The organism is Paramicrobacterium humi, assembly GCF_900105715.1.
In the GTDB taxonomy this organism is placed as follows: Bacteria; Actinomycetota; Actinomycetes; order Actinomycetales; family Microbacteriaceae; genus Paramicrobacterium; species Paramicrobacterium humi.
This window is the reverse complement of record NZ_FNRY01000002.1, coordinates 132,095-151,457: the sequence shown is the minus strand read 5'-3', so window position 1 is coordinate 151,457 and position 19,363 is coordinate 132,095. Positions and strand designations below refer to the sequence as shown.

At 66.8% G+C, this 19,363-nt stretch carries 18 protein-coding genes and 1 tRNA gene; 5 read left to right on the top strand and 14 right to left on the bottom strand.

Features of this window, described 5'->3' with window-relative positions:
- Positions 1–58: 58 nt before the first annotated feature.
- The 12 genes from BLV49_RS15885 to BLV49_RS15830 all read right to left on the bottom strand — a co-directional run bounded on the left by BLV49_RS15885 (position 59) and on the right by BLV49_RS15830 (position 13,382).
- Positions 59–817, bottom strand: coding sequence for a fumarylacetoacetate hydrolase family protein (locus tag BLV49_RS15885; RefSeq protein WP_091187724.1), 759 nt, complete (start codon positions 815–817; stop codon positions 59–61).
- Positions 818–835: 18 nt separating this feature from the next.
- On the bottom strand, positions 836–1,942 hold the full coding sequence (locus tag BLV49_RS15880; RefSeq protein WP_091187722.1) for a branched-chain amino acid aminotransferase: 1,107 nt from the start codon (positions 1,940–1,942) through the stop codon (positions 836–838).
- The gene (locus BLV49_RS15875) at positions 1,942–3,030 is read right to left on the bottom strand and encodes a 3-isopropylmalate dehydrogenase (RefSeq protein ID WP_091187720.1); all 1,089 of its coding nucleotides are present in this window, start codon (positions 3,028–3,030) and stop codon (positions 1,942–1,944) included. Before BLV49_RS15875 ends, BLV49_RS15880 begins: the two co-directional genes overlap by 1 nt.
- A 147-nt stretch (positions 3,031–3,177) precedes the next feature.
- Positions 3,178–4,767 carry a phosphoglycerate dehydrogenase gene (gene serA, locus BLV49_RS15870; protein WP_091187718.1) on the bottom strand — a complete coding sequence of 530 codons (1,590 nt, stop codon included), beginning with the start codon at positions 4,765–4,767 and terminating at the stop codon, positions 3,178–3,180.
- A 97-nt stretch (positions 4,768–4,864) separates the two neighbouring features.
- Positions 4,865–5,221: a hypothetical protein gene (locus BLV49_RS15865; protein ID WP_091187716.1), complete on the bottom strand. Its 357-nt coding sequence runs from the start codon at positions 5,219–5,221 to the stop codon at positions 4,865–4,867.
- Positions 5,221–5,667: a hypothetical protein gene (locus tag BLV49_RS15860; protein ID WP_091187713.1), complete on the bottom strand. Its 447-nt coding sequence runs from the start codon at positions 5,665–5,667 to the stop codon at positions 5,221–5,223. Before BLV49_RS15860 ends, BLV49_RS15865 begins: the two co-directional genes overlap by 1 nt.
- Positions 5,668–5,761: 94 nt before the next feature.
- On the bottom strand, positions 5,762–6,790 hold the full coding sequence (gene ilvC, locus BLV49_RS15855; RefSeq protein ID WP_091187710.1) for a ketol-acid reductoisomerase: 1,029 nt from the start codon (positions 6,788–6,790) through the stop codon (positions 5,762–5,764).
- Between the two features lie 66 nt (positions 6,791–6,856).
- Positions 6,857–7,366, bottom strand: coding sequence for an acetolactate synthase small subunit (gene ilvN, locus BLV49_RS15850; protein WP_176980906.1), 510 nt, complete (start codon positions 7,364–7,366; stop codon positions 6,857–6,859).
- Between the two features lie 2 nt (positions 7,367–7,368).
- Positions 7,369–9,183 (bottom strand): acetolactate synthase large subunit, encoded by a 1,815-nt coding sequence (locus tag BLV49_RS15845; protein ID WP_091187708.1) that lies wholly within the window; start codon positions 9,181–9,183, stop codon positions 7,369–7,371.
- A 39-nt stretch (positions 9,184–9,222) separates the two neighbouring features.
- Positions 9,223–10,917 (bottom strand): dihydroxy-acid dehydratase, encoded by a 1,695-nt coding sequence (ilvD, locus tag BLV49_RS15840; RefSeq protein ID WP_091187705.1) that lies wholly within the window; start codon positions 10,915–10,917, stop codon positions 9,223–9,225.
- Positions 10,918–11,020: 103 nt separating this feature from the next.
- Entirely contained in the window at positions 11,021–11,881 is an 861-nt protein-coding gene (gene otsB, locus BLV49_RS15835; RefSeq protein ID WP_091187704.1) for a trehalose-phosphatase, read from the bottom strand.
- The gene (locus BLV49_RS15830; protein ID WP_434061473.1) at positions 11,874–13,382 is read right to left on the bottom strand and encodes an alpha,alpha-trehalose-phosphate synthase (UDP-forming); all 1,509 of its coding nucleotides are present in this window, start codon (positions 13,380–13,382) and stop codon (positions 11,874–11,876) included. The genes otsB and BLV49_RS15830 overlap by 8 nt, the downstream gene beginning before the upstream one ends.
- Before the next feature lie 190 nt (positions 13,383–13,572).
- On the opposite strand from BLV49_RS15830, the gene BLV49_RS16975 reads away from it, so the two are divergent.
- Positions 13,573–13,857: a hypothetical protein gene (locus BLV49_RS16975; RefSeq protein ID WP_176980905.1), complete on the top strand. Its 285-nt coding sequence runs from the start codon at positions 13,573–13,575 to the stop codon at positions 13,855–13,857.
- A 121-nt stretch (positions 13,858–13,978) separates the two neighbouring features.
- On the top strand, positions 13,979–14,482 hold the full coding sequence (locus tag BLV49_RS15820; RefSeq protein ID WP_091187701.1) for a hypothetical protein: 504 nt from the start codon (positions 13,979–13,981) through the stop codon (positions 14,480–14,482).
- Positions 14,483–14,485: 3 nt separating this feature from the next.
- Here the strand turns inward: BLV49_RS15820 and BLV49_RS15815 are convergent, their stop codons facing one another.
- Complete coding sequence (locus tag BLV49_RS15815; RefSeq protein ID WP_091187698.1) at positions 14,486–15,865, bottom strand: glucose-6-phosphate dehydrogenase; 1,380 nt, start codon at positions 15,863–15,865, stop codon at positions 14,486–14,488.
- Between the two features lie 75 nt (positions 15,866–15,940).
- Here BLV49_RS15815 and BLV49_RS15810 point away from each other — a divergent pair, with 75 nt between their 5' ends.
- Positions 15,941–16,453 (top strand): mycothiol transferase, encoded by a 513-nt coding sequence (locus BLV49_RS15810; protein WP_091187695.1) that lies wholly within the window; start codon positions 15,941–15,943, stop codon positions 16,451–16,453.
- 131 nt (positions 16,454–16,584) lie between these two features.
- Positions 16,585–18,291, top strand: a complete 1,707-nt coding sequence (aceB, locus tag BLV49_RS15805) for a malate synthase A (protein WP_091187693.1) — start codon at positions 16,585–16,587, stop codon at positions 18,289–18,291.
- A gap of 64 nt (positions 18,292–18,355) precedes the next feature.
- Here aceB and BLV49_RS15800 read toward each other — a convergent pair.
- Positions 18,356–18,431, bottom strand: a tRNA-Lys gene (locus tag BLV49_RS15800).
- A gap of 112 nt (positions 18,432–18,543) precedes the next feature.
- Here BLV49_RS15800 and BLV49_RS15795 point away from each other — a divergent pair.
- Entirely contained in the window at positions 18,544–19,362 is an 819-nt protein-coding gene (locus BLV49_RS15795) for an inositol monophosphatase family protein (protein WP_091187691.1), read from the top strand.
- The last annotated feature ends 1 nt before the right edge of the window (position 19,363 follow it).

The following is a 19,363-nucleotide window of genomic DNA, read 5'->3' as shown; positions in this document are numbered from 1 at the left end:
GCTGGGAATTCCGACGGCACCGGCAGGGGCCGCGCCCGGGAGGCGAGCGCGGCCGGTGTCAGCCGACGCGGTTGGCGAGGGTTCCGATTCCCGTGACCTCGACTTCGACGGTGTCTCCCGCCACGAGCGCGCCGACGCCCGCCGGCGTGCCCGTGAGGATGACGTCGCCCGGGAGCAGCGTGAACACCGCGGACGCGTACTCGATGATCGAGCCCACCGAGTGGATCATGTCGGTCAGCGGCGCGTGCTGTCGCACGTCGCCGTTCACGCGCGTCTCGATGACGGCCTGGTCCTGCGTGAACTCCGTCTCGATGACGGGACCGAGCGGGCAGAACGTGTCGAACCCCTTCGCGCGGGACCACTGGCCGTCGGCACGCTGCAGGTCGCGCGCGGTGACGTCGTTCGCGATCGTGTAGCCGTAGATCACGCTCGCGGCATCCGATGCTCGCACGTTCTTCGCGACACTGCCGATCACGACGGCGAGCTCACCCTCGTGCTCGACCTGACGGGACTGCGGCGGGAGGACGATGCGATCGTGGGGGCCGACGACGGCGGTGTTGGGCTTGAGGAACAGCAGCGGCTCCTCCGGTGCCGTTCCGCCCATCTCGGCGGCGTGGTCGTGATAGTTCTTGCCGATCGCCACGATCTTCGATCGAGGGATGACGGGGGCGAGCAGCGTCGCCTCCGCGAGCGGCACCCGCTCCCCCGTCGTGTCGAAGCCCGCGTACATCGGGTCCCCGTCGAGCACGACGAGAGCGTCGTCGTCGAGGAGCCCAAAGTTGATGGCGCCGCTGTGGCTGAACCGTGCGATCTTCACGTCTGCGGATCCTTACTGTCAGGCGTCGAGGCGGTAGAGCCAGCCGTGGCGGTCTTCCGCGCGACCGTGCTGAATGTCGGTGAGCTCCTGGCGCAGCGACAGGGTGACTTCGCCGGCCGGTGCGTCGGCGTCGCCGAACAGCACATCGTGCCCCTTCACTTGCGCGATCGGCGTGATGACCGCGGCCGTTCCGCACGCGAACGTCTCGGAGATCGTGCCGGACTCGACGCCGTCACGCCATTCCTCAAGCGTGAAGTCGCGCTCTTCCACCGTCATGCCGCGGTCGCGGGCGAGCTGGAGGATGCTGTCGCGCGTGACGCCTTCGAGGATGCTGCCGGAGGTCGCGGGAGTGACGAGGCGGTCCCCCATAACGAAGAACACGTTCATGCCGCCCAGCTCGTCGACGTGCGTTCCGGTCTCCGCGTCGAGGAACAGCACTTGCGAGCAGCCGTTGGCGGCGGCCTCCTCTTGCGGGAGCAGCGACGCGGCGTAGTTGCCGCCGCACTTGGCCGCTCCGGTTCCGCCGCGGCCCGCGCGGGAGTACTCGGTCGAGAGCCAGATCGAGACGGGCTTGACGCCGCCCGAGAAGTACGGTCCGGCGGGCGACGCGATGACGTAGTACGCGACGCGGTGAGCCGCGCGCACACCGAGGAAGGTCTCGTTCGCGATCATGAACGGGCGAAGGTAGAGGCTGCCGTCGGCATCCGTGGGAACCCATGCCTTGTCGGCCCGCACGATCTGCTTGAGCGACTCGAGGAACGCGTCGACGGGCAGCTCGGGCAGCGCGAGCCGGCGGGCGGAGCGCTGCAGCCGCTCGGCGTTCTTCTCCGGCCGGAAGGTCCAGATCGAGCCGTCGTCGTGCCGGTACGCCTTGAGCCCCTCGAAGATCTCCTGCCCGTAGTGCAGAACAGCGGACGCCGGGTCCACCTGGAGCGGCCCGTAGGGCTGCAGTCGCGCGTCGTGCCAGCCGACGCCGAGGTCCCAGTCGATCGCGACCATGTGGTCGGTGAAGTGCAGCCCGAAGCCCGGGTTCGCGAGCACCGACTCGCGTTCGAGGTCGCTGGCGGGGTTCGGGTTCAGCTCGTGGTTGAACGTGAGTGGCGAGGCTTCGGCGGAGAGGGTCATCAGTGTTCCTTGGTGTTCGATGCGGGTGCGGATGCCTCTCCGTTGAGGCGTGCGGCGATCTGGTCGCCGATCTCCGCGGTTGTGCGTGGCGTTCCGTCACGCTCGGCGATGTCGGCTTCGACGGCGGCGGTGACCGCGGTCGCGGCCTCGGCGAGGCCGAGGTGATCGAGCAGCAGCGCAACAGAGAGGATCGCGGCGGTCGGATCCGCCTTCTGCTGGCCGGCGATGTCGGGTGCGGAGCCGTGTACCGGCTCGAACATGCTCGGGAACGTGCCGTCCGGGTTGATGTTTCCGGATGCTGCGAGGCCGATGCCGCCGCTTATTGCGCCGGCTAAGTCGGTGAGGATGTCGCCGAAGAGGTTGTCGGTGACGATGACGTCAAATTTAGCAGGTTCTGTGACGAGGAAGATCGTCGCGGCGTCGACGTGCAGGTAGTCGACGGCGACGTCCGGGTAGTCCGCGGCGACGGCATCCACCGTTCTCTTCCACAGAGAACCGGCGAACACGAGCACGTTCGTCTTGTGCACGAGCGTCAGCTTCTTGCGGCGCGACGCCGCCTTCTCGAACGCGAAGCGCACGACGCGTTCGACGCCGTACGCCGTGTTGACGGAGACCTCGTTCGCGATCTCGTGGGGCGTGCCCTGGCGAATGCTGCCGCCGTTGCCGACGTAGGGACCTTCCGTGCCTTCCCGCACGACGAGAAAGTCGACCTCGCCCGCGTCGCGCAGCGGGCTCGGAACTCCCGGGTACACGCGCGTCGGGCGCAGGTTGACGTAGTGGTCGAGGCTGAAGCGCAGCTTGAGCAGGAGGCCGCGCTCGATGTTCGCGTCCTTCAACCGGGGATCGCCGGGCTTGCCGCCGACGGCGCCGAGCAGAATCGCGTCGTGGCGTGAGATCGCCTCGAGGTCGTCGTCGGTCAGCACGTCGCCGGTCTCGAGGAAGCGGCCCGCGCCCAGCTGGAAGCGGGTCTTCTCGAACACGACATCGCTTCCCGCTACCGCGCGATCGAGCACCTTCTCGGCCTCGGCGACGACTTCGGGTCCGATCCCATCGCCGGGGATGAGCGCGAGTGTGACGGTGCGAGGCATGAATCTCCCCTTGGTGACGACGACGGTGACCGCTCCAGCCTACCGCCGCGAGCGCCGGCGGTTGACCGTCGCGTGCGGGGGCGCGGCCTGCGGCGAAGGCGACGAACCCGGGTGGGTCCGCCGCCTTCGCCGCACGCAGCCCTGTGACTACTCGGTGATGTCGATCTCCCGCACGAGCGTGGCCTGCGTGGCGTCGCGGATCTCGTCGAGAACGCCGTCGGGCACGGGCGAGTCGACGGTGAGCACGCTGAGCGCCTCCCCGCCGGCCTCGTGACGGGCGATCTGCATGTTCGCGATGTTGACGCCGGCGCTGCCGAACTTCTCGCCGTACACGGCGACGATTCCGGGCCGGTCGGTGTAGAGCAGCACGACGTGGTGCTTGTCGAGCGGCATCTCGAGGTCGTAGCCGTTGATGCCGACGAGCTTCTCGATCTGCTTCGTGCCCGTGAGGGTTCCCGAGACGGAGATCTGCGAGCCGTCGCTCAGCGCGCCGCGGATCGTGATGATGTTGCGGTACTCCTCGCTCACGGCATCCGTAATCTGGCGAACCTCGATGCCGCGCTGCTCCGCGAGGAGCGGAGCGTTCACGTACGAGACGGACTCGCTCACGATGTTCGTGAAGATTCCCTTGAGGGCGGCGAGCTTGTACACGCTCACGTCGTAGTCGTTGAGCTCGCCGTGCACCTCGACGTCGACGCTCGTGAGCGGCGAGTGCGTGAGACCCGAGAACACCTGGCCGAGCTTCTCGACGAGCGGGATGCCGGGGCGAACGTACGGGTCGATCACGCCGCCCGCGACGTTGACCGCGTCGGGCACGAGCTCGCCCCCGAGCGCGAGTCGCACGGACTTGGCGACGGAGACGCCCGCCTTCTCCTGCGCTTCGCCCGTGGACGCTCCCAGGTGCGGGGTGACGATGATGTTGGGAAGCCCGAGAAGCGGCGACTCCTTCGGCGGTTCGCTGACGAACACGTCGATGCCGGCGCCCGCGATGACGTTGTTCGAGAGCGCCTCGTGCAGCGCCTCTTCGTCGATGAGCCCGCCGCGAGCGACGTTGACGATGTACGCGGTCGGCTTCATCCTCTTCAGCTGCGGGGTGCCGATCATGCCCGTGGTCTCGGGCGTCTTCGGCATGTGGATCGTGATGAAGTCCGCCGTCTCGAGCAGCTCGTCGAGCGTCACGAGCTGAACGCCGAGCTGTTGCGCGCGAGCGCTCGTCACATACGGGTCGTAGGCGATGACGTTGACGCCGAACGCCTGCAGGCGTGCCGTGATGAGCGCGCCGATGCGGCCGAGGCCGATGATGCCGACGGTCTTCTCGTAGAGCTCGACCCCCGTGTACGCGGAGCGCATCCATTTGCCGTCCGAGAGCGACTGGTTGGCGGCGGGAATGTTGCGGGCAAGGCTCAGGATGTGGCCGACGGTGAGCTCCGCCGCCGAGATGATGTTCGAGGTCGGCGCGTTCACGACCATGACGCCCGCGGTCGTCGCAGCCTTGATGTCGACGTTGTCGAGGCCCACGCCGGCGCGCGCGATGACTTTGAGATTCGGCGCCGCGGCGATGGCCTCGGCGTCCATCTTCGTCGCGGAGCGAACCAGGACGGCGTTCGCGTCGGCGAGCGCCGAGAACAGAGCGGGACGGTCGGTGCCGTCGACGTTTCGGATCTCGAAATCGGGCCCGAGGGCCTCGACCGTTGCGGGCGAGAGTTCTTCAGCGATCAGCACGACCGGTTTTGACACAGATGGATCCTTACGGGCTCGGCGGATGGGAGGATCGTCGCCGCAACGATGGGACGAGGATGCGTCATAGTTTAGTGGACGCGATATTCGTGTTTCGTCACGCGAGCGCGATGAGCGCGACGAGGCTCAAGTACGTCGCCGCCGACACCGTGAGCCCGACGAGATAGAACAGCGCCTGAACGAGATAGTTGCGCGAGCGGCCGAGCCGCAGCGCGACGACGAAGAGCAGGATCGGAAGCAGAATGCTCAGCACGAGGATGATCCAGGCGAGAGCGCTCAGTGCGATGCCGAACCGGCTGGCCACGCCGGCGAGGCTCAGCACGTTGCCGACGGCCTCCCAGAGGTCGTAGGCGTAGAAGAGGCCGAAGGCGATCCCGATGGCGAGGGCCGGCCAGCTGGCGTAGCGTCCCGGCTGCTTCGGCTCGGCGGGGCGCGGCGCGGCGGCATCCGTCATCACAGTCCTCCGATCACGAACGGCCACGGGACCAGCACGATGGCTCCGATGATGAGCCACACGATGCGCGCGCGAACGAGCCGGCGCGTGAACAGGAGCGTCGTGGCGAACCACAGCGGCGCCGCAGCGACGGCGAGCCACAGGCCGACCGTGTACATGACCTGATCGATCGGCGCGGGGGCCGGATAGGTGTCGCGGGCGATGTTTATCGACCAGCCTATCGTGTACAGCAGGTATACGCCCGCGAGGATGCCGAGGGCGATGAGCATGGCCGACCCCATCTGCGAGGGCTCCTCGTCGGTGTCGCGTGGCGCGGGGACCCGCGAGGGGCGACCGACGAGCTTCCACCCGGGCCTCAGCTGCTTCTGCTCGCCCGGACCCGGTTGAAGCGTCGGATCGTCGTCGCCCGCCCAGCTGAGGGCGTCGTCGTCGCGGTCGGGGCTCATTCCTCAAGCGTACCCGTCGGTCATGCTCCGGCATGCCTCGGCTACGACGAAGCGGCGCCGCCCCGAAGGGCGACGCCGCTGTCTCTCCTCGCGATCAGCGCGAGACGGAGCCGTCGACGTAGTCGTCGTCGCTCGACGAGTTCCACGCGAACAGCTTGCGCAGCTCGCGGCCGGTCTTCTCGATGGGGTGGTTCTCACCCTTCGCGCGAAGCTCGAGGAACTCCTTCTGCCCGTTCTCCTGGTCCGCGATGAAGCGCTTGGCGAACGTGCCGTCCTGGATGTCGGCGAGAACGGCCTTCATGTTCTCCTTGACGTGCGGGTCGATGACGCGCGGGCCCGAGACGTAGTCGCCGTACTCGGCGGTGTCCGAGATCGACCAGCGCTGCTTGGCGATGCCGCCCTCCCACATGAGGTCGACGATGAGCTTGAGCTCGTGCAGCACCTCGAAGTAGGCGATCTGCGGCTGGTAGCCCGCCTCGGTGAGGGTCTCGAAGCCGTACTGGACGAGCTGCGACATGCCGCCGCAGAGCACGGCCTGCTCGCCGAACAGGTCGGTCTCGGTCTCCTCCGTGAAGGTGGTCTTGATGCCGCCGGCGCGGAGTCCGCCGATGCCCTTCGCGTACGACCAGGCGAGGTCCCAGGCCTGGCCGGACGCGTCCTTCTCGACGGCGACGATGACGGGAACGCCGCGTCCGGCCTCGAACTCGCGACGCACCGTGTGGCCCGGTCCCTTCGGGGCGACCATGAGCACGTCGACGCCCTCGGGAGCCTCGATGTAGCCGAAGCGGATGTTGAAGCCGTGGCCGAAGAGGATCGCGTTGCCCTCGCTCAGGTTGTCCTTGATGGACTCGGCGAAGATCGTGCGCTGGTACTGGTCCGGCGTCAGGATGACGACGACGTCGGCCCATGCGGAGGCGTCGGCGACGCTCTTGACCGTGAAGCCCTGCTCCTCGGCCTTCGCGATCGACTTCGAGCCTTCCTTGAGGCCGATGACGACGTCGACGCCCGAGTCGCGCAGGTTGAGCGCGTGCGCGTGTCCCTGCGAGCCGTAGCCAATGACCGCAACCTTCTTGCCCTGGATGAGCGAGAGGTCGGCGTCCTGGTCGTAGACAATCTCAGTCACTGTGTGTGTTCTCCTTCTTATTGAGGTAAAGACGAGCGGATGCCGGCGGGCGCCGGTCCGCCCGATTCAGTTCTTGAAGACGCGGTCCGTGATGGACTTCGGTCCGCGCCCGATGGCGAGCAGGCCGGACTGCGCGAGCTCCTTGATGCCGAAGGGCTCGAGCACGCGAAGCAGTGCCCGCACCTTGCCTGTGTCGCCCGTGACCTCGATCACGAGCGCGTCGGTGGCCACGTCGACAACGCGAGCGCGGAAGAGGTTCACCGCCTCGAGCACTTGCGAGCGGGTGGCGTTATCGACGCGCACCTTGATCAGCATGTGCTCGCGCTGCACGGACTGTGCGGGGTCGAGCTCGACGATCTTGATGACGTTGACGAGCTTGTTGAGCTGCTTGGTCACTTGCTCGAGCGGCTGCGATTCGACGTCGACGACGACGGTGATGCGGGACAGACCCTTGACCTCGCTCGTGCCGACGGCGAGAGACTCGATGTTGAATCCGCGGCGCGCGAACAGCCCGGCGACGCGGGTCAGCAGGCCCGGCTTGTCTTCGACGAGAAGACTGAGAACGTGTGCGGTCATGGTCAGTCCTCCTGTTCGAAAGCGGGGCTGTGGTCTCGGGCGTACTGGACGTAGCTGTTGCTCACGCCCTGCGGAACCATGGGCCACACCATGGCGTCCTTGCTCACGACGAAGTCGATGACGACGGGGCGGTCGTTCGTCTCGAGCGCGAGCTTGATGGCGTCGTCGACTTCCTCCTCCTTCGTCACGCGGATGCCGAGACAGCCGTACGCCTCCGCGAGCTTCACGAAGTCGGGGATGTGCACCGAGTCGTGTCCGGTGTTGAGCTCGGTGTTCGAGTAACGCCCGTCGTAGAAGAGCGTCTGCCACTGCTTCACCATGCCGAGCGAGGAGTTGTTGATCACCGCGACCTTGATGGGGATGTTGTTTATCGCGCAGGTCGCGAGCTCCTGATTCGTCATCTGGAAGCAGCCGTCGCCGTCGATCGACCACACGGGCCGGTCCGGCTGAGCGACCTTGGCGCCCATCGCGGCGGGAACCGAGTAGCCCATCGTCCCGGCGCCGCCGGAGTTCAGCCACGCGTTGGGACGCTCGTAGTTGATGAACTGCGCCGCCCACATCTGGTGCTGCCCGACACCGGCAACGTAGACGCCCTCGGGCCCGGTGAGCTCGCCGATGCGCTGGATCACGTACTGCGGCGCCAGCAGACCGTCGGACGTCGGCGCGTAGCCCCTCGGGAACTGCTCACGCAGGCCGTCGAGGTAGCGCCACCATTCCGAGAGGTCGGGCGCGCCGTTTCGCGTCGCCTGCCGGTAGGCGGTGGTCAGATCGACGATGACGTCCTTGGCATCGCCGACGATCGGGACGTCCACGACGCGGATCTTCGAGATCTCCGCGGGATCGACGTCGACGTGAACGACTTTCGCGTTAGGTGCGAACTCCGCGGCCTTGCCGGTCACGCGGTCGTCGAAGCGCGCACCCAGGGAGATCAGCAGGTCGGATTCCTGAAGTGCGAGCACGGCGGGGACGGTGCCGTGCATTCCGGGCATTCCGAGGTTCAGCTCGTGCGAGTCGGGGAAGGCCCCCCGAGCCATGAGGGTCGTGACGACCGGAGCGCCGGTGGTCTCCGCCAGCTCGCGCAGCTCGTCGGAGGCGCCTGCGCGCACCACTCCGCCGCCCACATACAGCACCGGCTTCTTGGCCTCCATGAGCAGCTGGGCCGCCGCGTGGATCTGCTTTCCGTGCGCCTTGGTCACGGGACGGTAGCCGGGCAAGTCGACGCGCGGGGGCCACACGAACGGCGCGAGCTCCTGCTGCGCGTCCTTCGTGATGTCGACGAGCACGGGGCCGGGGCGGCCGGTCGAGGCGATGTGATAGGCGGAGGCGATCGCCGAGGGGATGTCCTCGGCCCGGCGCACGAGGAAGGAGTGCTTCGTGATCGGCATCGTGATTCCCACGATGTCGGCTTCCTGGAACGCGTCGGTGCCCATCAGGGTCGAGAACACCTGGCCCGTGATCGCGAGCATCGGCACCGAGTCCATGTGCGCGTCGGCGATAGCGGTGACGAGGTTCGTCGCCCCCGGCCCCGACGTGGCGACGCAGACGCCGACCTTGCCGCTCGATGAGGCGTAGCCTTCTGCGGCGTGGCCGGCTCCCTGCTCGTGCCGCACGAGGATGTGGCGCAGCTTCGTCGAGTCCATGAGCGGGTCGTAGACGGGCAGGATGGCGCCGCCGGGGATGCCGAAGATGTCTTCAACCCCCAGCATCTCGAGCGTTCGGACGACGGCTTCTGCACCCGTGATCTGCTCGGGCTGATTGGCGATAGCCGCCGATGAGGGTGTTGGTGTTGTCGGAGAGGGTTGGGGATCACGTGGCATGAATATGTGTTTCCTAGATGATCAGGTGTCGGTGGTGAACTACCCGGTGACGGCGCCTTCGGAGGCCGAGCGCACGAGCTTCGAGTATTTCGCGAGGACGCCACGGGTGTAGCGGGGAGGAAGCGGCGCCCAGCCTTCACGGCGGGCCGCAAGCTCAGAGTCGTCGACAAGTAAGTCGAGGGAGCGAGCTGCGATATCGACCCGTATCAGATCACCATCGCGCACGAATGCAATAGGACCAGCGTCCACTGCTTCGGGTGCTATGTGGCCGATGCACAGTCCAGTTGTGCCGCCTGAGAATCGACCGTCCGTCAATAGTAGTACATCTTTTCCCAGGCCAGCGCCCTTGATGGCGCCCGTGATCGCGAGCATCTCTCGCATCCCGGGGCCGCCCTTGGGGCCCTCGTAGCGAATGACGATGACGTCGCCCTTGCCGATCTCTCCTCGGGTCAGGGCGTCCATGGCGGCGCGCTCCCGCTCGAAGATGCGCGCGGGTCCTTCGAACACCTCGAAATCGAAGCCGGCCGTCTTGACCACAGCGCCCTCTGGCGCAAAGGTCCCCTTGAGGATGGTGATCCCGCCCGTCGGATGGATGGGATTGTCGAGCGTGCGGAGCACCGTGCCGTCGAGCGGCTGCGGATTGATCGCGGCGAGGTTCTCTGCGACGGTCTTTCCGGTGACGGTCAGGCAATCGCCGTGGATGAGCCCCGCGTCGAGGAGCGCCTTCATGACGACGGGCACTCCCCCGTGGCGGTCGACGTCGTTCATGACGTACCGCCCGAATGGCTTGAGGTCTCCGATGTGCGGGACCCTGTCACCGATGCGGTTGAAGTCGTCGATCGTGAGGTCGACGTCGGCCTCGTGCGCGATCGCGAGGAGGTGCAGGATGACGTTCGTCGATCCTCCGAAGGCCATGGCGACGGCGATCGCGTTCTCGAACGCCTTCTTCGTGAGGATGTCGCGCGCGGTGATGCCCTCGCGCAGCATGTTCACGACGGCTTCGCCCGACCGGTGCGCGAAGTAGTCGCGACGGCGGTCGGCCGACGGCGGCGCGGCAGAGCCAGGGAGGCTCATTCCGAGCGCCTCGGCGACAGAAGCCATCGTGTTCGCCGTGTACATGCCGCCGCACGCGCCCTCTCCCGGGGCGATGGCGCATTCGATGCGTTTCAGGTCCTCTTCGCTCATGGTGCCGGCCTTGCACGCGCCGACGCCCTCGAACGAGTCGATGATCGTCACTTCCTTCTCGGTGCCGTCCGAGAGCTTGACCCAGCCAGGGGCGATCGAGCCGGCGTAGAGGAAGACGGACGCGAGGTCGAGCCGGGCGGCCGCCATGAGCATCCCGGGAAGCGACTTGTCGCAGCCCGCGAGAAGGACGGTGCCGTCGAGACGCTCCGCCATGACGACAGTCTCGACGGAGTCGGCGATGACTTCGCGGGAGACAAGCGAGAAGTGCATTCCCTCGTGGCCCATCGAGATGCCGTCGGAGACCGAGATCGTGCCGAACTGCAGCGGATACCCGCCTCCGGAGTGCACACCCTCTTTCGCTCCCTGCGCGAGCCGATCAAGGGACAGATTGCACGGTGTGATCTCGTTCCACGAGGAGGCGATGCCGATCTGGGGCTTGTCCCAGTCCTCATCGCCCATTCCGACGGCGCGGAGCATTCCACGGCTCGTCGTGGCTTCGATTCCATCGGTGACGACGCGGCTTCGCGGTTTGACGTCGATCTCAGACATAGATCGAGTCTATGCCCGAAGCCACGCCGAGTCTCGGGACGGACCGGGTCACCGCTCCGTCCCGGCCGCAGGACGCTCGCGCCGCCTCAGCGACGACGGCTCCTCATTCACCGCCGAAGCCGACGCTCGACGCGCGAGCGACCCGGGCGCTGGCGGCGACCCCCAGCAGATGGTTGCGTCGGGCTCCGGCGAGCAGGCGCAGCATCTGCGAGACGTCTTCTGTGCTTCGCACGCGGAATGGGGCGACAGACGATCCCTGGCCCACCTTCACGGCGACGTCCCCGGGCTCGAGCGCCGCGAAGGCGTCCTCGTCGGTCACATCGTCACCGGCGTACAGCATCGAAGTCGCGGCCGTGTGCAGCCGCAGTCGCTGCATCGCATCACCCTTCGTCGATCGAACGACAGAGAATTCGAGAACGTCCTTGCCGGCGCGGCTTGTCACCCCGGGAACAGCGTTCCCGATAGACCGCGAGGCATCGCGCTGCGCCTGCTGAGCCACGTCGTGCGGAAGTCCGCGCGTGTGCAGGGCATATCCGGTCGGCTTCTGCTCGACACGCACGTCAGGGTGCCGGGACACGACGCCGAGGACGGCGTGCTCGAGCTCGGAGAGCGCTCGTCGCTCCTCGGCCGTCATCGCCGCACCCACGCGGCCGTCGCCGAGGTCGTACTCGGCGCCGTGCGAGCCGATGAGAAGCACGTTCTCGGGAGATCCGCTGACAGTCCTCAGGCTCTCCAGCGCGCGGCCGGAGACGAGAGCGACCTTCGTGGCCTTGAGGGCGACGAGCTCCCGGATGGCCTGTTCGCTCTCCGGTCGCGAGCGGGCCTCACTCGGTCGATCGACGAGCGGTGCGAGGACGCCGTCGAAGTCGAGTGCGACGGTGAGCTCCGAGGTGCGAGCGAGCCTTCGCAACGCCTCCAGCAGATCAGCCGGGATTCCGTCGAATCGACGTTCCTGCTCAGTCATTTCGCTCCTCCTTGTGTTCCGCCAGCGGCGACGCCGTGGAGTTGTGCCGAAGCTCCTCGAGGAAACTCTGGGACCACTTCGTCACATCGTTCTCGAGCACTCGTCGACGCAGGGCACGCATGCGTCGACGCCGCTCGGCGGCGGGCATCTCGATCGCCTGCATCATGGCGTCCTTCAACCCGTCGATGTCGTGCGGATTTATCAGGAGCGCCTGTTTGAGGTCGTCTGCCGCTCCCGTGAACTCGCTGAGGATGAGAACGCCGTCGTTGTCCGAACGAACAGCGACGTACTCCTTCGCCACGAGATTCATGCCGTCGCGGAGCGCCGTGACGAGCATGACGTCTGCGGCGAGGTAGAGGGCGACCATCTCCTCGCGCGGGTATCCGTGATGCATGTACACGACGGCCGTGTGGCCGATCGTGCCGAAATCGCCGTTGATGCGGCCGACGGTGCGCTCGATCTCATCGCGCAGGGCGATGTAGGTCGCCACGCGCTCGCGGCTCGGGCTGGCGACTTGGACGAGAGTCGTGCTCTCGACCTCGATGCGACCCTCGCGCAGCAGCTCGCCGTAGGCCTTGATGCGGTGCCGGATGCCCTTGGTGTAGTCGAGCCGATCGACCCCGAGCATTATCGTTCGCGGGTTGCCGAGCTCTTTCCGGATCTCCGCCGCTCTCGCTTTCACGTCGGGGTCGTCCGCGAGCTTCGCGTAGGACGCCGAGTCGATCGAGATCGGGAAGTGCCGGGCGACGACGCGTCGCATCTTGAGGGCCTTGCGAGCGGGAGGGGAACCGGCCTGCGAATCGTTTCCCGGGTCTTGCGGAACCCAGATCCGGGTGCCCTTCGTCTCGAATCCGTAGAGGCGGCGGACGGCGCGCGAGAAGTTGCTCGCGTCGGCGGATCGCTGGAAGCCGATCACGTCCGCGCCGAGCAGTCCACGCACTATCTGCTTGCGCCAGGGCAATTGCGCGAACAGCCCGTAGGCGGGGAACGGAATGTGGTTGAAGAAGCCGATCGTGAGATCGGGACGAGCATCGCGCAGCATCCCGGGAACGAGTTGGAGCTGATAGTCGTGCACCCACACGGTCGCGCCCTCCGCGGCGATCGCGATGGCACGGTCGGCGAAACGTCGGTTAACGGCAAGGTAGGCGTCCCACCATTCGCGGTGGTAGCTCGGCTGCGCGATCACGTCGTGGTAGAGCGGCCATAGCGTGTCGTTGGAGAAGCCTTCGTAATAGCACTCGACGTCAGACTCTGAGAGCGTCACCGGCTCCATCTTGATGCCGTCGTGTTCGAAGGGCTCGATCTCGACGTCGGCGGCTCCCGGCCAGCCGATCCACGCCCCCTCGGCGCCTCGCATCACGGGCTCGAGCGCGGTTACGAGACCGCCAGGCGAAAGACGCCACTGTTGGGAGCCATCGGATCCGGTCACAGAGTCGACGGGCAGTCGGTTTGCGACAACGATGAAGTCAAACTCACCAGAATTCGTACGTCTCGATGCCACGGCGACTCCCCCTTCCGGCAGCGATGTCCGGTCGTGACCAGCGTATCAGCGCAGCCTGTCACTGCTCCGAGCAAGTGCGCCGGGAAGGAGAGGCCCGGCCCAGCTCGCTCGGGACTGTGCCATTCCGCGCGCACACCCGTAGGCTGGACAGCACGCGGCCCTCGCGTGGCCGCCAGCAGAAGGGAAGCTCATGCGCAAGTACCTGCTCAACTCCGCGGTTCTCGGATCGGCCTTCGGCGCGGTCAATCTGCTCAAGGCGACGAAGACGGGCCCACGCGATTGGCGTCTCGCGCTCTTGTGGCTCGGCTGGATATGCTCGCTCGCGTTGGCGCTCGGCGCCGTCTCTCAAGAGAGCGACGAGAAGCGCGAGCAGGCCGAGCACCCGAAGGACGCGCGAGAGAAGAAGCAGCTCAAAGCAGACAAGAAGGCCGCGAAGAAGGCTGCGAAGTCGCGCAAGATCGTTCTCAGCGCGTAAGCGCTACCACTTACGTCGCCGATCGCGACGAACCGTGCACGCTACGGCGTGTCCCCGACGTTTCCGGCGCTGTTCACGACAGACTTGAGGCACATCTGGAGTCGACCCGGAAGAAGCTCACATGTTCGGACTGCGTCGCCGCCGCCGTGCGGCATCTGCTGCACCGGCAGCCCCCGAGGCGAAGGGGCCCGGCTCGATTCGGCTGTCCGAGGATCAGCTCTTTGATGCTGTCCGCGGAAAGCTCGACGACTTCATGGGGGTCGAGGGCTCCTGGGCGCTCGTGCGTCGCGATCCCGAGGCGCCGGCCGACGACGCGATTTTCGCAGCCATGTCGACCTATTCGCTCGCGCGAGACATCACCGCGATGCTGATCGGGCGCGCTGAGACGGCACCGACGGCTGCGTCGGGATCGGATGCCCCGGCAGAAGCTCCGGCAGCACCCGAACGCGCGCCCATGCGCGCCATCCCGCGCGACGAGGATCCACGCGAGCAAGTGCGCATCGAACTCACGACGATTGCGCGCTGGGCAGATCCCAAGCGGCACGATCCCGAGTACGTGGACACGGCAATCGTCACGCCCGCAGCGGCATCGGACGCCGCCGATCGGAGTGCGCGCGGCGCGTGACGCTCAGCGACCGGGAACCGTCCAGTCCGCCGGACCCTCGGAGCCGGTCTCGTATTCCTGAAGCGGCACTTCGTCCTTCTTCCACGCCTCGATGACGGGCGCGACTATCCGCCACATCTGAACGGCCGAATCTCCGCGCACCGACAGTGAAGGGTCGCCGTCGAGGATCGACTCGAGCACTTCGCCGTACGCTTTGAGCTCGCCCGGCCCGAATTCGGCCTCGAGCGTCGCGCGATCCAGCACGTGCGGGTCGCCCGGTCCATTGATGTTGATTTCGAGCGACATCTCGTCGGGAGCGAGCGCGATGCGCAGAACGTCGGGATCGGCGGAGCCCTTGAACCCGCCGGGAACATGCTGCGCCGATTTGAAGGTGACGACGATCTCGCGGCGTCGCGTGCCAATCGCCTTGCCCGATCGGAGTGTGAACGGCACCCCTGCCCAACGCCAGTTGTCGACTTCGAAGGTCACTTGGGCGAGCGTCTCGGTGTTGTGCGAGGGGTCCACTCCCTTCTCGTCCACGTAGGAGGGGAAGGTGCGGCCCGCGACGGTTCCCGCAGTGTAGCGCGCTCGATGGCTCGCTGTCGTCGGATCGCCGCCGTAGACGCGTGTGGCGCGGAGAACCGCCGCTTTCGCGTCGCGGAGGTCCACAGCGTCGATCGTCGCCGGCGGCTCCATCGCAAACACGGACAGCACCTGAAGGAGGTGGCTCTGAATCATGTCGACAAGCGCACCCGCGTTGTCGTAGTAGCCTGCGCGTCCCTCAAGCCCGAGCTGCTCGTCGTACACGATCTCGACCGAGTCGATGTGCTCCGCCGTCCACAGCGGCTCGACGATGCGGTTCGCGAAGCGCAGTCCGAGCAGGTTGAGAACGGTTGCGTGGCCGAGGAAGTGATCGACACGATGAACGCTTTCCTCGGGAACGAGCTTGAGCAGCTGCTCGTTCAGGTTTCGCGCCGAGTCCTCGTCGACGCCGAAGGGCTTCTCCATGGCCAGGACTGTTCCGTCGGGCAGGTCGATGCTCTCCATCGCCTGACACGCCTTGAGGGTCACGCTCGGCGGGAGGGCGAAATACAGCGCCGGGACACCGGACGCCGCATCGAGCACCTTCTTGATGTCGTCGACCTTCGTCACGTCAGCGGCGAAGTAGCTCGTGCCGGCGAGCAGCGCGTCGACGCCCTCACCGGAGGCGTCGGTCGTGGAGAATGACGAGCGGACGAGGTCCCGCCAGTCATCGTCCGACATCTCGTCGCTGCCGACGCCGATGAGCTGCACTTGTCTCTTCGGCTGCTGCATGACTAGTTGTCCGAGTGCGGGCAGGAGCAGTCTCGAAGAGAGATCGCCACTTCCGCCGAGAAGTATCAGGGTCGAAGGCGTCGTCGTCATGGCCCCGACGATACTCCTCGCCCCTCTGCCGGGGCAGGGCTTGACCTCGGGACCCGAGGACGTGAGCATGTGCACATGGAACCTCGCGATCTCCTCGTGGAAGCATTCACTCGCATCCAGCAGCACGTGCACCGAGCGGTGGCCGATCTCGCGCCCGAGGATCTCGGCTATCGCGCCGACCCGGACGCGAACTCGATCGCGTGGCTCATCTGGCACCTCAGCCGCGTGCAGGACGATCACGTGTCCGAGCTCGCCGGAATCGAACAGCGGTGGACAGCCGCAGGATGGTTCGACCGATTCCATCTGCCCTTCGACGAGCGCGCCACCGGCTACGGGCAGTCCCGCGATGAGGTCGCGCGACTGGGCGACCTCACGGCCGATCTGCTCACCGGCTACTTCGATGAGGTGCACGAGGCGACTCTCGCGTTTGTCCGCTCCATCACCGCAGACCAGCTCGACCGCGTCGTGGACCGTCGCTGGGACCCGCCCGTCACGATGGGCGTGCGTCTCGTGAGCGTCATCGACGACGACATCCAGCACGCCGGACAGGCCATGTTCGTGCGCGGTCTCGTCGAGCGCAGAGGCTGACCGCTGCGGCAGCGCTGAACTTTCTTCGAATCGGAAGAACGGGCCGAATTCTCACGAGCAATTCGGCATCGGCTCCGTTCCGGCAGGCCAGGCTCGACACAAGCCACCTACCGACAGAAAAGGAGCGACAAATGAGCGCGAACAGCACCCGACCCGGCGAGCACGGCCTGACTGCCGTCGGGCTCGACATCACAAGGAATGAGCGCCGCGACGCTCCTCGAGGACGCCTTGAGGTCATCGGCACGATCGAGCACCGCTTCGACCAGATCCTCTCCCCTGAGGCGCTGGAGTTCGTCACGGAGCTCCATGATCGTTTCGGCGTTCGACGACACGAGCTGCTTCGTCGAGACGCGGAAGCGGCGAAAGCGATCGACGCGGGCTACAACCCCCGCTTCCTGCCGGAGACGGCCCAGATCCGAGAGGATCCCGATTGGCGCGTCGCAGGCGCGGCGCCTGGGCTTGAGGACCGCCGGGTGGAGATCACCGGCCCCACGGATCGGAAGATGACGGTGAACGCGCTCAACTCGGGCGCCAACGTGTGGCTCGCCGACCATGAGGACGCGCTGAGCCCGACCTGGTCGAATGTGATCGGCGGCCAGGTCAACCTGTACGACGCGATCAGGCGCGACATCGACTTCGTGAGCGACGACGGCAAAGAGTACCGACTCGGGCAGACCACGCCCACCATCGTGTTCCGGCCGCGGGGCTGGCATCTGTGCGAGAAGCACATGAGGTACACGAACCCGGCGGGCCTCGAATCCGCGGTCTCCGCATCGCTCGTCGATTTCGGGCTGTACGTCTTCCACAACGCACGCGAGCTCATCGCGCGCGGTTCGGGCCCGTACTTCTATCTGCCGAAGCTGGAGAGCCGGTTCGGCGCGCGCCTGTGGGATGAGATCTTCACGTTCACCGAGCAGGCGCTCGGCCTGCCCCACGGCACCATCCGCGCGACCGTTCTGATCGAGACGATCACGGCGGCGTTCGAGATGGACGAGATCCTCTACGAGCTGCGCGACCACTGCGCCGGACTCAACGCGGGCCGCTGGGACTACCTGTTCAGCATCATCAAGAACTTCCGTGATCGCGGACAGAACTTCGTGCTCCCCGACCGGGGGCAGATCACGATGACGGTTCCGTTCATGCGGGCGTACACTGAGCTCCTCGTCCGCACGTGCCACCGGCGCGGCGCGTACGCGATCGGCGGCATGAGCGCGTTCATCCCGAACCGGCGAGACCCCGACGTGACGCAGAAGGCCCTCACGCAGGTCGCCGACGACAAGCGCCGAGAGGCCCACGACGGATTCGACGGCACGTGGGTCGCCCACCCTGACCTGATCGGCACGGCGCGCGCGGAGTTCGACGCCGTGCTGGGCGGCCGCGAGAACCAGCTGCACCGGCTGCGGGAGGACGTCCACGTCGACGCCTCGCAGCTGCTTGACTTGCGGGTTCCGGGGGGCCGGATCACGTGCGCCGGGATCCAGCAGAACGTCTCGGTCGCGCTGCGTTACATCGAGAGCTGGTTGCGGGGAGCGGGGGCAGCCGCGATCGACAATCTCATGGAGGATGCCGCGACGGCGGAGATCAGCCGTTCACAGTTGTGGCAGTGGGTCTTCCAGGGCGCGGTGACGGAGGACGGGATGCCGATTGTGCGCGAGCGCGTCGAGTGGGCCATCCAGAAGGTGTGCGACGGGCTCGCCCGCACGACCGGGGACCGCTTGGATGATGCGGCTGAGATTCTGCGCACGATCGTGCTGCGGGACGAGTTCCCGCCGTTCCTGACCGTTCCCGCGTACCTGGACTACCTGGAGAGTCCGCGCCAGCAGGCCGCGGCCGCGTGAGGCCCTGCCTCGAAAGGAACTGAGCCTCGCAGCTGCCGACCAGCTGCGAGGCTCAGTTCTTGTGTGGTGCACCCCCAGGGACTTGAACCCTGAACCCACTGATTAAGAGTCAGTTGCTCTGCCGATTGAGCTAGAGGTGCGTTCCCGGCTGCGGGATCTTTCCCGAACCGACGACCAACGATAGCATCCATTCGGGCGCGAACGCCAATCGAACAAGACTCACGATTGTGCCCGGGAAGTAGGGTTGAGGACGTGACCGATGCCAGCCTTGCCGACTACCAGTCCGACCTCCACCTCGCGCTCGAGCTCGCGGATGCCGCCGACGCGATCTCCCTTCCCCGATTTCGCGCGACCGACCTGTCGGTGTCGACGAAGCCCGATCGCACGCACGTGACCGACGCCGATCTCGCGGTCGAGCGCGCCATTCGCGCGCTGCTCGCCGAGAAGCGGCCGGACGACGGGATCCTGGGAGAGGAGTACGGCACAGCGGGCAGCGAGCAGCGGCAGTGGATCATCGACCCGATCGACGGCACGGCGAACTTTCTCCGCGGCGTGCCGAACTGGGCGACCCTCATCGCCCTCGCCGTGGACGGGAAGCCGGTCGTCGGCGTTGCGAGCGCGCCTGCGTTCGGAAAGCGCTGGTGGGCGACGTCGGGCGGCGGGGCGTGGCTGGCCGAGGACGGCAAGCCAGCGCGTCGGCTCCACGTCTCGGCTGTCACAGATCTCGGCGACGCCTCCTTGAGCTTCCAGAGCATCGCCCAGTGGGACGACGCGGGCCACCTCGATGACCTGCTCACGCTGCAGCGCGCCGTGTGGCGTGACCGCGCGTACGGCGACATGTGGTCGTACGGGCTGCTCGCCGAGGGGCTTGTCGACATCGTGGCGGAATTCGACGTGAAGGAGTACGACATCGCGCCGTTCGCGATCATCGTCGAGGAGGCCGGAGGACGGTTCACCGCGATCGATGGCGACGAGACGATCGCGGGCCGCAGCTCGCTCGCCACGAACGGGCTCCTGCACGAGCGAGTGCTCGCGCAGCTTGCCGCTTCGCGGAGCGCGGGAACCCGGTGAC

What these genes read in the sequence shown, in the direction of transcription:
- aceB (WP_091187693.1), top strand. Translation starts at nt 16,585, where the DNA reads ATGAGCGCGAACAGCACCCGACCCGGCGAGCACGGCCTGACTGCCGTC.
- BLV49_RS15880 (WP_091187722.1), bottom strand. Translation starts at nt 1,942, where the DNA reads ATGACCCTCTCCGCCGAAGCCTCGCCACTCACGTTCAACCACGAGCTG.
- BLV49_RS16975 (WP_176980905.1), top strand. Translation starts at nt 13,573, where the DNA reads ATGCGCAAGTACCTGCTCAACTCCGCGGTTCTCGGATCGGCCTTCGGC.
- otsB (WP_091187704.1), bottom strand. Translation starts at nt 11,881, where the DNA reads ATGACTGAGCAGGAACGTCGATTCGACGGAATCCCGGCTGATCTGCTG.
- BLV49_RS15845 (WP_091187708.1), bottom strand. Translation starts at nt 9,183, where the DNA reads ATGCCACGTGATCCCCAACCCTCTCCGACAACACCAACACCCTCATCG.
- BLV49_RS15865 (WP_091187716.1), bottom strand. Translation starts at nt 5,221, where the DNA reads ATGACGGATGCCGCCGCGCCGCGCCCCGCCGAGCCGAAGCAGCCGGGA.
- BLV49_RS15815 (WP_091187698.1), bottom strand. Translation starts at nt 15,865, where the DNA reads ATGACGACGACGCCTTCGACCCTGATACTTCTCGGCGGAAGTGGCGAT.
- ilvD (WP_091187705.1), bottom strand. Translation starts at nt 10,917, where the DNA reads ATGTCTGAGATCGACGTCAAACCGCGAAGCCGCGTCGTCACCGATGGA.
- BLV49_RS15875 (WP_091187720.1), bottom strand. Translation starts at nt 3,030, where the DNA reads ATGCCTCGCACCGTCACACTCGCGCTCATCCCCGGCGATGGGATCGGA.
- BLV49_RS15820 (WP_091187701.1), top strand. Translation starts at nt 13,979, where the DNA reads ATGTTCGGACTGCGTCGCCGCCGCCGTGCGGCATCTGCTGCACCGGCA.
- ilvN (WP_176980906.1), bottom strand. Translation starts at nt 7,366, where the DNA reads ATGACCGCACACGTTCTCAGTCTTCTCGTCGAAGACAAGCCGGGCCTG.
- BLV49_RS15810 (WP_091187695.1), top strand. Translation starts at nt 15,941, where the DNA reads ATGGAACCTCGCGATCTCCTCGTGGAAGCATTCACTCGCATCCAGCAG.
- BLV49_RS15860 (WP_091187713.1), bottom strand. Translation starts at nt 5,667, where the DNA reads ATGAGCCCCGACCGCGACGACGACGCCCTCAGCTGGGCGGGCGACGAC.